The organism is Acinetobacter sp. YH12096 (assembly GCF_013419215.1).
GTDB lineage: Bacteria > Pseudomonadota > Gammaproteobacteria > Pseudomonadales > Moraxellaceae > Acinetobacter > Acinetobacter amyesii.
In genome coordinates, this window is record NZ_VPAM01000054.1 from 1 (window position 1) to 14,969 (window position 14,969).

A 14,969-nucleotide genomic window follows, 5' to 3' on the forward strand; every position below is an offset into this window, starting at 1 on the left:
GATAGTCTTTTTCAGATTCAATCAATAATTGAACCGCTCTTTCTCTGATTTCAGGGGTATATTTTAATTTGGTCATCGGAACATTCTCTCAGAATACTGAGTCTCCGACAAACCCGGTACGGTTCACTGCAGTAATTCCGAGCCCATCTTTTAATAAATCATATAATTTGTCTAATTTAATTTGCTTAGATAACCACGAACTTTCGAGTAAATAACCAAGTATCAAATACAATATAAGAAAAATTACAGTCCAAAATGCCACATCTTTTATTTTTTCTTCTAAAGTTTTCTTAGCCATAAATCCCCCTTAATTTCAGAGGGATATTACTAAACTTTCCGCAACTGGCAAACCCAAATACTATCCGTTGGATCAGCTCCAATATTTACCACTTTAAAGCGGCCTTTTGATGTGACCCATACATCCCCAATCTGAGGCTTTTGCTTAACCTTATCTTTCAGCACTTCATTTTGAAGTATCGTAGCCTTACAGTCTGTCACCTGATAATCAATAGGCTTGACCATATCTTTCAAATAAGAACCAAATAGCACGCCACGACCAGAATAAGATTCATCACCAATGACTGGGTAAGTCTGCGTCTCGAAATCCATTTCACCAGAGTAAATTATCTTTTCACACGTGAATGAATCCACAGCATCAGCTAACTTTTTATTAAATGCCGCAGCCACTTTAGACTGAATTTTGTTTTTGATCATGACTTTCGCTCTCTTCGTACATAGCAAATAAGTCTTGAGCTATTCGTTGTATTGAATATGCTTCAAATTCAATGCTTGGCTCTTTTTCACCCATTAGGTGTTTTGTACGCTGCCAAATATGCACAGCTTCATGCAACAGTAAACCATGAACAATAATCAGTGATTTATCTTGCGTTTCCCCGAGCTGAACAATGCAGTGCCTGCCGTCATCGTAATAATCGACTTGCGCAGGACAGCCAAGAGATAGAAATTCATCCGAATCATTCATGTCATCAAATAGAAGATCCATATGCATCTGATTACGAGCAAGTGTGTACTTCGAATGCTCAAAAGGCGTGATATACCATTCAGGCACATAGTCGGTGTTAATCATGCTCGAAACACCTCAAACCCGAAGCCTTTAGGCTTTAAATCCAATGACGCAATGTAAGCCCGTGCAATTTGCTCGAACTCAGATACCTCAACACTACCCTCGGCAAAACTTTCGGTGACCTGCACTGTGTCTGCTTTTACGCTTTCACTGGTAGTTTGGCGAGCAATGCCCGCGTAAATCACACCAGCTTGAATGCCTTTAATAATTTCACATGCGGCATCAATCAGGATTGGCTCAATTGGATCAGGAACAAATCCGACTTCGTTTCGCATCCATGTGTTGGCTAATTTAATGAGGCGAGCTTTATCACCAGCTGGTGCAAAATCTGCCCCCATAATCTGCTCAGCCTGTTCTTGGGTAATAAAGCTCATGGGTTATTCCTTTGGTTGTTCTACTTTAGCCGCCTCTTCTGCGGCTTTAGCTGCTTTCAATTCCGCAGCAGTTGGCTTTTTGGTAGGTGGCTGTAATTCATCAATACGCGCCTGCATAGCAGCAACATCATTTTTGAATGCAATGAATTCACCTTGGGCTGTGGCTAGTTGTTCTTTCAACTCCACATTTTCAGCAATAACTTTTACACATTCGGCTTTTGCTTCATCAATCGTGGCTTGAAGTTCTGGTGTGATGCCAACTTTTGCTTCAATGGTGACAATATTGGAATTATTGCGCTTAATCAGATCTAGATAAGCCTTAGGAACATCACCAGCCACTTCTGAGCACGGTTCCAAAGTATCAGCTTCGTGATATGCACTAGCTTTGCGGAGGATATAACCTTCACCTTGAAGTTTTGCCACATTTTCGGGAGAGAAGTCATCCGTGAAATATAGGCGTTTATTAGATTCTTTTTTCATGTTTTCTATTTCCAATCAGGCAAAGAAAAACCCCTTTCGGGGCACTTCATTTAAGCAGACTTAATTAGGACGCCAGCTGTATCTTTCACGCTTGATGCGATCAGATCCCAGTTAGTTGGAGTGCCAATTGCTGCATCAGTTGGAGATTTTCCACCGGTAGCGGTATCCCATGCGTAACCTTTCACACCTGCACCGAATGTCCACTCAGCTTGGTAGGTGTACTTGATATTCTCTCCACCAGTGCCCGGCACCAATTCAGCATTAAAGTCATTGTTGTCATTCACAACAACAGCACCTTCAACAAGGCCTAGCGAGTTGTAGAATGCAGTGCCAGCATTATCACCTACTAAGGCTGGCGCATCGGTCACCACAAACACACGACCAAACGGATCACGAACCACATTCACACCATCATAACGGAACAGGTTTTCTGAGTTGGCCAGAGCATTGTCAAACAGGTTGTGCATTGTTGTGGAGTGAACAATCCAAGCACGAATTGCGCTTGAGCGGTCACCGAGTTTTGCCGCACCTTTGTTTAGCAAGCGGAAAGATGCTGCATCAGTACCATCACCATGTACCGCATTGAGATTACCTGAAATCGCAGAAGATGCCCCCAAAATACCCGCATTCAGCATATCCGCAAGACGCGCCTTAGCCAGCTGCTCACCAATAGTTAGAGCTGCAAGTTCAGGGTTTTGAAGAATCCAAGAATACTGCTGTTTTTCATATTCAATGGGTGGTGTGCCTGCTGCGACTTTTACAGCTACATCAAGTAATTGTTCTAAACGTTTTGCAGTAACTGTGCCAGTACCATACGCATTACGACGACGCACAATACCAGCAATTGCCTTGAACGATGCTTCAATGTTGAAATCACCACCGAAAGGCTCATTGATCAATTGGATTGCGCCCTGTGATGCTTCGTTGAATTTATTAATGTCCTGTGCCACCGTTTCTGTCATTGCGGCATAGGTTTGCTTGTTAAATACCTGTAAATCAAAAGGCATATGCCTCTCCTTAAATTAATTTATGCTTTTTCGCCCACTTGCTTCATGTAAGCAATCTTTTCTTCTTTGGTTTTGCATTCAGCCAAAGATTTAGGGCCCGATTTGTTTCCATCACCACCCTGAAAACCCGCACCACCAGCTTGAGAACCTTTTAGAATTGAATCCTTGTGCTGGTATCCACCAACCAAGGTTTCTAGGGCTTCATCAAAGTCTGCGATTTCACCCGGGCGAGTGCGTGAATAGATTTTTTGACCATCAGCACCTACCGCCACAACCTTGCCATTTTCGATCTGGAAGTTTTTACCAAACGTGGCTTGAATCATGTCTACCGGTACAGCGATGTTGTCTTGAATGAACTTAGAACGAGCAAAACCGCCACCAATAAGTTCGTTATGCAGTTGGGTTTGGAAGGCATCACGCTCTTGAACAATTGGTGCATATTTGTCTTCAACGGCTTTAATTGCTTCGAGTTTGATTTTTTCGACTTCGCCAGCATCCACCAGTTTTTTATCGTCGAAGTTTTTCAAGGTTTCTAAAGCTTTTTTGGCTGCCACTGGATCTTCAATGCCTTCAAATGCTTTTAGTGTGGACTCGGCTTTTTCTTTTGCTTCACGATGGGTTTTTGCTTCCGCATTTAGAGTGCTGATCTTTTGCATTGCTGAACCAGCATCAAAGCCAACCTCTTTCCCATCATCATGCACATAGACTGGAAGCCCTTGAGTGTCTACTTCTGCATATGTTTTATTGTCAATGACTTGTGTTTTAAGTTTCATAGGTTTCCACCATGTTGAATGAGCATCCGCTCGTTACGCTGTCCGCATCCGCTTTCAGCAGGCAATAAAAAAGCACCTCGGGAGGTGCTCTATTTGAATTTAGTTTTTGGGGTAATTGCAAAAAAGCAATAACCTTCGAATTTCTAAAGTTTGTTTTCTGCAAGTTAAACTTCTGTTACTGCTTTTGAGATATCCTTATGACCTAAAGAAAGCCCTTTCGGGTCATGATTTGGATTATTTGCATTTGTTCTCTGGTTGGTTTAATTGCTCACGCAACCATTCAGACTCATCTTGCAGGCTTTCTTTGGTGTATCCCATTGCTCGGACACCTTCTGAAGCTCCCTCATACTCCTTAAATCTACTTAAGACAAAATCATAAAGTTCAATATTCTCTTTCCAACCTTTGCAATCTAGAGCTTTAAGTTTATTGGACCTAGCTAGATCCTCTTGCTCATTCTTTGCCTCCGTAGAAATCACTTGATTTCTGTCCGATTGTGTTTGAACGTATCGCTCCATTAACTTATAATATTTAAGTTCAAAGTCTTTTTGAGTTGAAGCAAAAGAGGTGCTTGATACAATTACACAAAATAGAAATGCGAAAAGCTTCATTGTTGTTATCTGCCTAGTTAAAATAGTGATGACTATTATATTTAAACACCTAACAATTCAAAGGTTTTTTTATCTAAAACCTTCAACTCATCCAACGTATAACCACGCTTATTCAGCGGATCAGCAAACTTATCAATGCTGTACTCACCTTTTTTATAAAGCTCATACTTAGATTTACCCAGCCAAGTGCGCTGAAAGAACTCATCCGACTGCTCGAAAAACTCTTTAAATGATGTATTGGCATCAAGCTGACCAATAAGATGTTTACGCTCATCCTTAGGAATATCTTTGACTTTACGCTCGTCCATAACGAAAGGCCGTAATCCACCAATCTCACCATCCTTATTGCAAGGCACATATGTTGTGCGGTTATTTGGATGCACTGGAAATCTTGGCCGCAATGGATCATCGATAGAAAATACGTCACCGTCGATTGATGCGCAGTACTTACAAGTGCGCCCATCCAATGTGGCTACAACTTTTACATACTCATACCCAAGCGCCTTGTACGTATCGATATAAGTTGCAGTACTAATGTGACTGCGGGCTGTTCTTACTTGACGTTCAATTGATTCACGTGACGACTTAAGTAAGCCATCTTTATAATCTAAAGCCTTTCGCCCCTTGATTCGTTGCACAATCTGCTGATTGGTCTGCCCTTGTGAAATACCATCACGAATTGCACTTTCAACTTTCTTTCGTAGTGTTGCTGCAATATCTGCAAATAGATAATCAACCAAAGCACCACCTGAAAAAGGTGCTTTCTTAATGGTTTTATAAATCTTTTCAGCATTAACAACTGCAGCAGTACCAGCAACTAACTTCGCAGAATATGAAGCCTCATAAACCGCCAACTGTAATGCTGATTTATCGAACTGCTCAAACAAGTCCACATCAATTGATTTGAACCACTCATTCAGAATGGTCTTAATCTCTTCAATGTTTTTACTTGATTTAGCCTTACTCGAAAAGTTTAGGCTTTTAAGTGCATTTCGCTCTGAGTCTGACAGCTCGTTTAAGATATCTACTAAGCGGTTTAACTGGCTATTGGAAAGATTATTAAACTGAGCTGTAAGTTCATTTACTGCTTGAGATGATGCGCGGTAGAGATAAGCTGAATGTTGGCTCAGCGCATCAACCAAGGCTTTCTGCGCTGAAATATTCATGTTTAATCCTTATCATCTAGTGAATCGATTCCACCATCTTCACGCTTTTCAATTTTCTTAACGATGTCTTCCCATTTATCTTCCGGGAAAGTACCGGTCTGCTCGTAGTGGTACCAAACATACATCGGCAATTCACCTGCAAGACAAGCTTCGTAAATCAATTTAGAGCGAGTCGCATCATATTTAGGTTTATTAAAGTCTTGGGCAATCATGAAACTAAGCTCATCCACCCTTAAATCATGTTCAGGCATCACAAACTTGGCACACCAGCGCAGCGCATTGGTAAATGCTTCAGATACATTGGCCACAACGAGTGACAAAACTGAATGCTGGACTGAGCTGTCATTGTCTGCCTGAGTGGCTGTCTTATTGGCTGAACCGACTTCAATGAGTCGAGCGCCAAGCTCTTTCATTTGGTTCCACTTATCGTTCATACGCTCATAAGCCAGTCCATTTTTTTCAGCTTGGACCATCTTCGCATCTGTTGGGATTCCTGAGCGACTGCCGACAGAGGCACCTGACTCTTTCACCATGGCATACTGCTCTGGTGTGATGCTTGGGAAACACAACGTAGGCTGACCAACAATAAATGCCGATTCTTCTACATCAGCAGTACTGGTGTAATAAGACAGCTCCATAGTTGCCAACTCATACAGTGGTGCTGTACCAATTTCATCTGAGTTATCTACCGCGCCACAGAAAGTGAAAGGAATATAATCCCAAGGCTGACCATGGTAATCAGTTGGAATGTACTTCTCTCCTTCTACCCATTCGCCTTTATCGTTCTTCGTATAAATTTGAACTGTGTAAACAAAGCCGCTACCACCTTCTTCAAGCGCCAAAATTCGATACTGATCTTTAGTTTCAACCTTAAATCCATTGCGGGTTTTTACCGTCTCAAGCAGCTTCACAAAACTTAGCTTTTTCTGGTTACCAACAATGATGTAATCCCAATCAATAATTGAACTAGCCTGAAGAATATGGATCATCGGAAAAGCACCTTTAGACTTTTCCTCTGCCTTACTGCGACTTGGCGCAACATTTGGAAAATCAACATAAACACCACAGCGGTAGTTTCGGTTAATTAAACGTGTTGCACGTTGGGCACTCTGATAAATAGATCGACCCGCACCATCAGCATTGCGCTCTAAATATTCCAATTCATCTGGTTTATTGAATATTGGTGATTTGCCATAAGCCAAGCCAATATGACTCGCCAAAGTACGGCTTGTCACACCGGGGAAAATTGCACGCATCAAATATTCGTTATAGCGATTTGAGCCATCTGGATCATTCTTTGAATTAAACAGAGAGGGCTTAGGCAGGTACTTCTCTTTTGCTGCCTTAATAACTTCCTGACCACCACAAACATCATCCAACTTATTCCAAGTCGCAATGTGCTTATCATAGTCGGCATGTGTTGCTGTAATGCTCATATTAGAATCCAAACATTGGTATATCGATGCTCTTCACTTGCTCATTGATTGGGAACAAGTATGCAATCGGGTATGTTCCTGCATCGTTCATATGGTCAAAGCCTGATTTTTTATCCGGCTGTCCATTTTCATCATAGATTTGACGCTCTTGGCATTTAGCAAAGTGTGGACACTTAGAAGCATTCACAAATAACCGGCGCTCACTGAACGTATTGCAAAGCATTCCATTCATAGAGTTAATGCGATCTTTTACAGCCGGGTTTCTTGAATTAACAAATACTTTAAACCCTGCTTTTCGCAGTAGTGCTAAATCTGTTTCACTTGCATTATTTGATTTGCGATTTTCCCCAGAAGCATCAGGATAAATCCCGATTTCATGTTTTGGGTACCGCTCCTTAATCGCTTCAATCATTGCAGGCGTATCAAATAGATTCACAAGCTCATCTACTGCATGCATGGTGTCACCACGACGCACATAAACCACAGCGGCCATTTTGGTAACGTTAAAGTCCATGCCGATGTGAAGCGTGTCGCCATCTTGAACTGTTTCATTTGAGCTATTGAGTACCCGGTTAAAGCAGTAATAAATAACGCCCTGATAACTTTCAAAACTAGCTTCATATTCCTGACTGAATGTTTTCGGGTCCATCTTGCGCTTGGCAACAATGATTTCCGATTCAGGAATATTTCCGCCTTGTAGCGATGTATATGAGAAGCTGCGGCAATCCGGTTCATGTCCAGGCTGGCCATCCATGAAAGTGTCCATAGCAATGGTTAAAGCCTTTCGGTGTACCAATCCTTAAAACATGACCACCAACACGCTGTTCGCCACTCACGATGTATTTGCATGTTGACAGCATTGGGCGTAGGACTTCTTCCCATGCGGCCCACTTACAGTCCGCCCATTCATCAATGATCAGGAAAAATAAGCCGGATCCACGAAGGTCATCATAGTTATCCAGACCAACCACACGCATGACATGACCACTTTTTAAAGTGATCGTGCATTCAGTTTCGTTTGGTTTTCCTGCACGCCATGAAGGCGGAATCGCTTGTTTTAATCGCTTCCAGAAGACACGCTTGGCCTGTTTGAAGGTAGGCGCTGCATACCAGATTTCATCTTCAACCGACACATTCCATTTAGCTGCCAGTCTTGCAGCTCGACGCATTTCAGCTTTAGCTAAGAATGTCTTGCCAAAGCGTCGACCACATACAGCATCACGAAAACGCGCTTCTTTCTGCCAGCCCCATAAGTAGATATTGGCTTGCTTTGGTGTAAGAATGACTGCACCTTCTGGTGGCTCAAAGAATTGGCTCATTTGGAATTTCCTCATCAGGCCGCAGCTCAACCTTGTAGTCTTCTCCCGGGCCGTGTTCTTGAGGTGGCTTAACTTCTCGTCTCAATTTCTCTACTTCAAGCTCTAATTTTTGATTATTCAAAACCTGATACTCAAGCTCATTTCTTTGCTTGGTCAACATAGAGATACGACCAATCAAGCGGTCAATTAAAGTGTCATAATCTTTGCGCTTATATACAATCCTGTCGCCACCACTCTGATCTTGAGGGTTTGCATCCCCAAGCGTCATCGAGTCAATAGCAACCTTGTCTTGGTCTTTAATTGCGTCATCTTGTGCTTGCTTGGCTTTTAATGCTCTAGTCAATTGCACTTTGCAAAGCTTCAACTCTGAATCAATAGAGTGCAATTCAGATTGCTGGCTAAACTCTATTTCATCTTCAGTCATAAACTGAGAGTAGATATTGTGCTTTGCGCTGTTTTTATTACCTGTTGGCGCTCCCGCATTCCCACCATGCAGGCGACACCGTTTTTTACCTTTGATTGGCGGTTTTTGACACGCTTCGCCATTGCGTTTCTTTACTCCGCAAATAGCCATAAACGCCTCATAAACTTTCTTTCATAGGATTGTTTCGCAAAACAGGTTTATTGGTCCTGATAACACCACTTCAAATCATCCGGCACAGTCAAATACACATGCAACTGAGTCACAGCAAAGTCATGCACATAATTCAAATACTCAGTCATCTGTTTCACTGTCGCCTTGGTTGTACTGCAAAGCCTGATGACCTGTTCACCGATAGCCTTATACTCATCTGGTTCAGACTGCTTTACTTTGGCAATGGCATGACACATTTCAGCAAACTGCTGGTCATCTCGACGATAGATATAAATCAGAAACTTCTTCTTGAACTCAAAATGTAATTGGTCTTTATGGGTGCCGTTCTTCTTTTCGATTTCACCCAGCCATTTCCAATACAATCTATTTTGAGCTGCCGACCGGTCATTCTGCTTTTGATCTATCGCCACCCTTAACGGCTTGCCCTCATTAATCGCCTGAGTGTAATTGGTATGCATGTAGTTAATGGCTTTGGTGATGTCGGCATGACTCTGGATAGGAAACACAGCTTTTTGCATTTCCTGCTCCTAATGCTATTTAGATACAATCCACCCAGTAAATATACCAAGAAGAAAGATTATCAATGACATAACACCTTGCTCTAAAGTCATCTCAAAACACCTCTCTATCTTCCATCACCAACATCCGATTCACTCTCACCAACCACTTTTCAAACATGGCTTCACTTTGTTCTCGGTTGCCCAACTTGTATTGATCAAAATCAGAATGGCACACATGACACAAAGGAACTGTAAACGAATCATCTGCTTTTATCCCTCTACCCTTACCATGCTTCGCGCTATTTGAATGAGCCGCTTGTGAGTCTGGATTACCGCATCGAATGCATGGCAGCCTTCTGATTGCTGCGAGTCGTTTTGGGTTTCTCATGGAGTAATTCTTCTATGCTTGCGATCTGCTTACCAATCTTTCTCAACTCAGCACCGCAAGACTCTTTAAATGCATAGCTTGAATACAAATGGTTATAGTTCATCAAGCGAGCTTGGTTTGCTTTAAGCAGCTCTAGATTTTTGAATGCCTCTACTCGATCAACCATGACCAACCTCAATAGAAAAGAAAAACCCCACTCAAATCTCCAGAATTGAGCAGGGCCTTATGTGCCGTAATACGTTCGGCTATTTAAGGTTTCGATTAAAGTGTATTGTTTGTGTATAATTTACGTTAATAACAACTTAAATTTTATGTTAATTTGATCACGCTTTATTTTTTGAATATATATCTCATCATGAAAATATCTTTTCTTTATTCCGTATTAGGCATTTTTATTTGTGTATCTGTGACTTGTTTGGTATTAGCAACAATTTCACATGACATATTCTTTTTAGAAATTTCAGGGCTTCTCGCCTTGTCAGCAGTTTTAGTGGGTTTAGAAATCAAGGACACGAAATATGATCCTTTTAATCTGTAATAAAGCACAGGTGATATATTCTTATTCAGGCCCCATTTTTTAATGGGTTTTTTGCTATTCAACTTCTTTCAAACAACTTCGACAAACCTTTATCTCATCACCATCAATCGTGTGGTCAATCTCCGTCACACCATGGAAGCCGAATAAGCATTTTAAAAGTTGGAGCATGTGGATCTCCTGAATTAGGTGGCGGTAATCAATTTAAAAACCACTAGAAATTAATAGGAACCGCCATAGGTGCCCTGATATTGCTTACACAAAAACATTTCTCAGGGCATTAAAAAAGCCCACCGTTTGGTGAGCTTCTTTCAGATCAAGTGCTTAACTAACACTTCGACCACTTATAACACAAATTTAAACTAAGTGTGCTGCACTGTCAAGTCTGCCAATGCTTCTATTTTTCCATCCAAATAAGCAAGGCCTTTATCTATTGTTGATCTGACTGTTGCTTTGCTGCAACTATGTGCCCCTGCAATACTTCCGTATGACCAATCCATTTCGTAATTTAATATTAAAAACCAAGCTCTTTCAGCTAAATACTCACGACTATCTTGATGCATCGCCGCTAGTAATTTACTTACCTCTACCGCTTCAAAATCTGAAATTTCACACGTTACAGATACCTTACTTGACCGTGTTTTAGATTTGTCATTTTTGTCAATTAGCACCGCCAATGGAGTGCTTATGTGATTTGGCTTTACTGAGCGTACCCACAATCCATACTGCTCAAGCCACTGGTGAGCTGAGCGTTTCGACCAATCCATTAAATTCACCATTGCATTCATCCCAATCCCTCAAACCCTTAACTTTTCAACTTGAATAATCAGCTTCCCGCCTTTTTCTGATGGCAACCGCTTCACGAGCAATTCATCCACCTGAGAGTCATCCAAAATCAACCCACCTTTCGACAAAGCGTCAAAGCATGGTTTTACGATGTTATCGATGTCACGTATTTTCGCATCAGGTGGCGCGTATTCGATCTTTACTCGAACTCTGCCCTGATACCCTGCTGGCTCAATAAAACGCTTCATAACGTCAATAAAGTGGATTGCACGCTTACTTAATCGATTGGTCTTGTTCGCTCCACGAATCCAATAGTGATTCACCGAAGGAGGTGTGATTAAAACTTCACACCAGAGCAGTTCATCATTCATCACACCAAACCCTTTCCCTTCGACCAGATGAGCCGAAACCTTTGGCATTGGATCTGGATTGGATTTCTTTTTGCCCGACTTGGCTGCTACACCAAATCGAGGGCCAATACCGGCTTTTCGTGCCTGTGCTGCGGTGATACGGAGATTAGTCATTAGCACCTCGCAGGGCTTTAAGTGCATCACCCAAGCAACGAATCATTGCCATTTGAAGAAAATCAAAATTTCCTCGCCTGTCTTGCTCCACATATTTCAAATCCCCTTCAAGCATATACCCAACAGTCTCAACCTGTTTTTTCTTCTCGATATAACAAGCCTCCATGTTGTTGAGCTGGGCTTTCAGGTTGTCAACCTTGGCCACTTCCATATCAATAACATTGCCGAGAACCTGTTTTGTGGTGCTTAATTCATTTTCTAGTTTCTCAATCTTGGCTTGTTGGTGCTGAAATACAGCTAAAGCTGGGTCTTGCACCATCTTCAAATCAGCACACTGGTAGTCCTTAATAATTCCCCAAACCTGCTTAATCTCACTCATCCCTCAATCACCCTCGTCGTCGGCGCAATATGATTGCGAATGTCTGATACATGGTCCGTGCGGTCGTGGTCTGCGATGGCGGTGCGAAGATCAGAAATTAAGTAACTTTGCTGTCCTGTCATATTCGGAAAGCTCAATATTGAAATGTGGTATTCATTTCGTGTAATCCAAAACATAGCCCACTCAGGCGCACCCGCCACAATTTCCCGCATTTGTTCGATTGTTAGATTCATGACTTCACCCCAAATAGTTGTTTTGCTTTATCCGTTGGCAAGAAGCCTTGAGGGGAGTTTCTTTTCCCATCTCCGAGCACATAACCGAGTTTTTCTAAAGAATTTACGTATCGCTGCACAGTTCGATAACTCGTATTGGTCACAACGTTATCAAGCACATCTTGCACATAAGTCGCCTTACCTCTGAATGTGATAAACAGCAGAATATCCATCGTTGTTTCAAACATGTATCCGTGTGATTGGCTTATGCTCATGCTGCCACCTGCTTTGCTTTCTTTTTTCTACGCTCGCTCATGTAAATTCGACATGCTTCACGAGTCTCTGGTGTTCTGATTCCATGACGATAGGCTGAACGCAGAGCCATGACTTCCACCCAATCCACGGTCTTATTATCATGCTGATCCTTCACACCCCACCTCCTACTTGCTTATCCATAAAACGCACCGCATTCGGCAATTGCTTTTGCTCAGCCTGCAAAGTCGCCTTGTATTTTTCAAAATCATCAAAAGGGTCGATATGTGGCATCTCAAAAGACTCCCAAGGCTGAGGCTCTTTCACTTCCTCTGTCATCTTGTTTACATTTGGCTTAATCAAATCTTTGATTTTTTCCAGCGCTTCTTGAGCTATCGTTTTATATCGCTCAGATTCGCTCAGTTGCTCCAATTTGGTCTGTTTATGCTCTAGCAGTGCAGTTGCATCAGGTGCAGTTAAAAATCCATCAACCTCTGCTTGTTTGATTGCAGCAACCGCTTGATCTTTATCCGTACCCAGCGAAGTCATATAAATCGGCTTCAACCCTTAAAGAATTTGAAAAACTTAAAGAAAAAGTGGCTATAAGTAGTGCAAGAGCTAGTGAGTTTCATACTCTTAAGGTTGAAATAAACGACCTGAAGCAAAAGCTCGCCAGTAGCGAAAAGAAGAGCACAATCAATCCAAACCATAACGGTGAGTGGAAAGAAAAAGAATTACAGGTGTATACCAAGTTTAAGCGACTTGTAAAAGATCGGCTTGGTGATAGCGAATACATCCCTATGATTGAGAAAGCTGATGAAATGGCGAAAGCTGAAATTGAAGCGAGCAAAAGATTGGAGGTGAATGATGGAAATTGATCGTCGAGTCAGAGCAAAGGAATTTATGGACCTTATGTCGATTGGTCGAGAAAAGTTTTACTCGCTTATAAATTCAGGAGACATTCAACAACCGATCCGAGTTACTGATAGAGATGTTTTTTGGTATGCATCATATGTAAAAAATAAGGTCGAAGAATATAAGTCGCAAACCTGATACAATAGCCCACATATTCGTGGGCTTTGTTTTTATTATTGGGCCTAACTCTCTTAAAACGGGTAATTAAACGGGTAATATTAACAACCTATTTTATTTACTCTTTATATTTTAGATATTTAGTATGAAAATTGTCATCTTAAACAAGCCATATGACGTGCTCTCCCAATTCCGTAAAGACGAAGCGCATATGACCATATCTGACTTCGTGGACGATCCTAGTCTACGTATTGCAGGTCGTTTAGATATGGACTCCGAAGGTTTGGTATTTTTAACCGATCATGGTGGTTTAAATCAGTACATCACCAATCCTGAAAATAAAAAGTTCAAAACCTACTTAGTGCAAGTCGATGGCGACATCACAGAAGAAGCGCTTGAACAATTACGTAAAGGCGTTGAGCTAAAAGATGGTATGACTTTGCCAGCCAAAGCCATTAAAGTGCAACAGCCAGAATGGTTATGGGATCGTGATCCTCCTGTACGTTTCCGTGCAAACATTCCAACCTCTTGGGTTGAAATCCAAATTTGCGAAGGCCGTAACCGTCAAGTTCGTCGTATGACTTCAGCAGTGGGTTTCCCAACTTTACGTTTAATTCGTACACGTATTGGTGCAATTGATTTAGTTCAATTGGCTTTAGAGCCAGGTGAAACCAAAGAAATTGAACCTTTACTTTACCCTGACTTTCAAAATGTACCTGCAGAAGAACCTTACCGTTCACGCTCTTATGTGAAAAAACCAGGCGGTACAGGTGGTAAGCCAATGGTTCGTAAGAATAAAGATGGCTCAGTGAAAAAGTCTGGTACAAAACGTATCTGGCAAATGGATGAGAGCGAAAAACCTAAACGCCGTACCAATGGTACAACTCGTCCGAATACCAAAGCTCCACGTGGCCGCGGTCGTAATGGGCGTTGATATTATTTCTTAAAAATCAGTTTGAAAAAAAGCTTACGCCAGTGAGCTTTTTTTTCAATAAATATGTATCTTTGAAGCATAATTTATACAACTTTACTTGCTACTAACGAATCTCTCAGTGATGGCTTTAATACTTGAACCTCACCTGTTTCATGTCTTAATATTCTATATGAATAAATATTTTCAGTTTCTAATCCGTAAATATTCTGAAATCTCATCTTAAATTTAAAATCCAAATCATTGATTTTTGCTGATAAAAAATCATTAGTATAAGTGTCATTCAAACAATCTAGCCTTAATTTAAATTCAATAGACTCATCAACTAATATTTTCATTTCACGCTGATAAATTGTGTCATCCAAAGTCATTAATAAAACAATTCTTGATTCATTAATTCTCGAATAAACACTAAAAATTAATGAGCATAACTTTTCAGGCTTATTAGTTAATAGATCTCTATTAGATTTCTTTCATAAGTCATTTTTCACTCAGCTCCAAGTTATAAATTCCAGCAATTAGATTGAATCTTAATGCTAGTCTTTTGCCTCGATTGCGATATCGCTCAGCAAGAATTTTGAAGGTTT

24 protein-coding genes and 2 pseudogenes are annotated in these 14,969 nt (G+C 41.2%); 3 read left to right on the forward strand and 23 right to left on the reverse strand.

Annotated features, from left to right (window positions below; all coding sequences use genetic code 11):
- Positions 1-88 precede the first annotated feature (88 nt).
- The 21 genes and pseudogenes from FTU36_RS15660 to FTU36_RS15760 all read right to left on the reverse strand — a co-directional run bounded on the left by FTU36_RS15660 (position 89) and on the right by FTU36_RS15760 (position 12,968).
- A complete protein-coding gene (locus FTU36_RS15660; protein ID WP_180118492.1) occupies positions 89-298 on the reverse strand; it encodes a hypothetical protein in 210 nt (69 codons plus the stop codon).
- Positions 299-327: 29 nt separating this feature from the next.
- Positions 328-714, reverse strand: coding sequence for a glutamate 5-kinase (locus FTU36_RS15665; protein ID WP_218954419.1), 387 nt, complete (start codon positions 712-714; stop codon positions 328-330).
- Positions 689-1,087 (reverse strand): hypothetical protein, encoded by a 399-nt coding sequence (locus FTU36_RS15670; RefSeq protein ID WP_180118494.1) that lies wholly within the window; start codon positions 1,085-1,087, stop codon positions 689-691. The genes FTU36_RS15665 and FTU36_RS15670 overlap by 26 nt, the downstream gene beginning before the upstream one ends.
- Positions 1,084-1,458 carry a hypothetical protein gene (locus tag FTU36_RS15675; RefSeq protein WP_180118496.1) on the reverse strand — a complete coding sequence of 125 codons (375 nt, stop codon included), beginning with the start codon at positions 1,456-1,458 and terminating at the stop codon, positions 1,084-1,086. The genes FTU36_RS15670 and FTU36_RS15675 overlap by 4 nt, the downstream gene beginning before the upstream one ends.
- A gap of 3 nt (positions 1,459-1,461) precedes the next feature.
- Positions 1,462-1,938, reverse strand: coding sequence for a hypothetical protein (locus tag FTU36_RS16825; RefSeq protein ID WP_180118490.1), 477 nt, complete (start codon positions 1,936-1,938; stop codon positions 1,462-1,464).
- Positions 1,939-1,988: 50 nt separating this feature from the next.
- Entirely contained in the window at positions 1,989-2,945 is a 957-nt protein-coding gene (locus tag FTU36_RS15685; protein WP_111884617.1) for a major capsid protein, read from the reverse strand.
- A gap of 20 nt (positions 2,946-2,965) precedes the next feature.
- Complete coding sequence (locus FTU36_RS15690) at positions 2,966-3,718, reverse strand: DUF6651 domain-containing protein (RefSeq protein ID WP_180118498.1); 753 nt, start codon at positions 3,716-3,718, stop codon at positions 2,966-2,968.
- Positions 3,719-3,952: 234 nt separating this feature from the next.
- On the reverse strand, positions 3,953-4,327 hold the full coding sequence (locus tag FTU36_RS15695) for a hypothetical protein (protein ID WP_078191933.1): 375 nt from the start codon (positions 4,325-4,327) through the stop codon (positions 3,953-3,955).
- 41 nt (positions 4,328-4,368) lie between these two features.
- Positions 4,369-5,493, reverse strand: coding sequence for a minor capsid protein (locus FTU36_RS15700; protein WP_180118500.1), 1,125 nt, complete (start codon positions 5,491-5,493; stop codon positions 4,369-4,371).
- A 2-nt stretch (positions 5,494-5,495) separates the two neighbouring features.
- Complete coding sequence (locus tag FTU36_RS15705) at positions 5,496-6,929, reverse strand: DUF4055 domain-containing protein (RefSeq protein WP_180020898.1); 1,434 nt, start codon at positions 6,927-6,929, stop codon at positions 5,496-5,498.
- Between the two features lies 1 nt (position 6,930).
- Positions 6,931-8,248: pseudogene (locus FTU36_RS15710) on the reverse strand (terminase).
- Positions 8,232-8,822 carry an HGGxSTG domain-containing protein gene (locus FTU36_RS15715; protein WP_180118502.1) on the reverse strand — a complete coding sequence of 197 codons (591 nt, stop codon included), beginning with the start codon at positions 8,820-8,822 and terminating at the stop codon, positions 8,232-8,234. Before FTU36_RS15715 ends, FTU36_RS15710 begins: the two are co-directional and overlap by 17 nt.
- 47 nt (positions 8,823-8,869) lie before the next feature.
- The gene (locus FTU36_RS15720; protein ID WP_180020892.1) at positions 8,870-9,361 is read right to left on the reverse strand and encodes a recombination protein NinB; all 492 of its coding nucleotides are present in this window, start codon (positions 9,359-9,361) and stop codon (positions 8,870-8,872) included.
- A gap of 94 nt (positions 9,362-9,455) precedes the next feature.
- Positions 9,456-9,731, reverse strand: coding sequence for a DUF968 domain-containing protein (locus FTU36_RS15725; protein WP_180020890.1), 276 nt, complete (start codon positions 9,729-9,731; stop codon positions 9,456-9,458).
- Positions 9,673-9,897, reverse strand: a complete 225-nt coding sequence (locus FTU36_RS15730; RefSeq protein WP_180020888.1) for a hypothetical protein — start codon at positions 9,895-9,897, stop codon at positions 9,673-9,675. Before FTU36_RS15730 ends, FTU36_RS15725 begins: the two co-directional genes overlap by 59 nt.
- 731 nt (positions 9,898-10,628) lie before the next feature.
- Positions 10,629-11,054 (reverse strand): antiterminator Q family protein, encoded by a 426-nt coding sequence (locus tag FTU36_RS15735; RefSeq protein WP_180004859.1) that lies wholly within the window; start codon positions 11,052-11,054, stop codon positions 10,629-10,631.
- 9 nt (positions 11,055-11,063) lie between these two features.
- Complete coding sequence (locus FTU36_RS15740) at positions 11,064-11,576, reverse strand: RusA family crossover junction endodeoxyribonuclease (RefSeq protein WP_180020886.1); 513 nt, start codon at positions 11,574-11,576, stop codon at positions 11,064-11,066.
- Positions 11,569-11,955, reverse strand: coding sequence for a hypothetical protein (locus FTU36_RS15745; RefSeq protein ID WP_180020616.1), 387 nt, complete (start codon positions 11,953-11,955; stop codon positions 11,569-11,571). Before FTU36_RS15745 ends, FTU36_RS15740 begins: the two co-directional genes overlap by 8 nt.
- Complete coding sequence (locus FTU36_RS15750; RefSeq protein ID WP_180020883.1) at positions 11,952-12,188, reverse strand: hypothetical protein; 237 nt, start codon at positions 12,186-12,188, stop codon at positions 11,952-11,954. The genes FTU36_RS15745 and FTU36_RS15750 overlap by 4 nt, the downstream gene beginning before the upstream one ends.
- Complete coding sequence (locus tag FTU36_RS15755) at positions 12,185-12,442, reverse strand: hypothetical protein (RefSeq protein WP_180020882.1); 258 nt, start codon at positions 12,440-12,442, stop codon at positions 12,185-12,187. The genes FTU36_RS15750 and FTU36_RS15755 overlap by 4 nt, the downstream gene beginning before the upstream one ends.
- Positions 12,443-12,593: 151 nt before the next feature.
- The gene (locus tag FTU36_RS15760) at positions 12,594-12,968 is read right to left on the reverse strand and encodes a hypothetical protein (protein ID WP_257224880.1); all 375 of its coding nucleotides are present in this window, start codon (positions 12,966-12,968) and stop codon (positions 12,594-12,596) included.
- 47 nt (positions 12,969-13,015) lie between these two features.
- On the opposite strand from FTU36_RS15760, the gene FTU36_RS15765 reads away from it, so the two are divergent.
- The 3 genes from FTU36_RS15765 (at position 13,016) to FTU36_RS15775 (ending at position 14,385) form a co-directional block, all read left to right on the forward strand.
- A complete protein-coding gene (locus FTU36_RS15765; protein ID WP_180020880.1) occupies positions 13,016-13,297 on the forward strand; it encodes a hypothetical protein in 282 nt (93 codons plus the stop codon).
- Positions 13,287-13,472 (forward strand): AlpA family transcriptional regulator, encoded by a 186-nt coding sequence (locus tag FTU36_RS15770; RefSeq protein WP_180004001.1) that lies wholly within the window; start codon positions 13,287-13,289, stop codon positions 13,470-13,472. The genes FTU36_RS15765 and FTU36_RS15770 overlap by 11 nt, the downstream gene beginning before the upstream one ends.
- 124 nt (positions 13,473-13,596) lie before the next feature.
- On the forward strand, positions 13,597-14,385 hold the full coding sequence (locus tag FTU36_RS15775) for an rRNA large subunit pseudouridine synthase E (RefSeq protein WP_180020878.1): 789 nt from the start codon (positions 13,597-13,599) through the stop codon (positions 14,383-14,385).
- Positions 14,386-14,468: 83 nt separating this feature from the next.
- On the opposite strand, the gene FTU36_RS15780 is transcribed toward FTU36_RS15775, so the two are convergent.
- Both FTU36_RS15780 and FTU36_RS15785 read right to left on the reverse strand, forming a co-directional pair.
- Complete coding sequence (locus FTU36_RS15780) at positions 14,469-14,753, reverse strand: hypothetical protein (RefSeq protein ID WP_180118503.1); 285 nt, start codon at positions 14,751-14,753, stop codon at positions 14,469-14,471.
- A 109-nt stretch (positions 14,754-14,862) separates the two neighbouring features.
- Positions 14,863-14,969 (reverse strand): annotated as a pseudogene (locus FTU36_RS15785) (IS5/IS1182 family transposase); the annotation flags it as partial.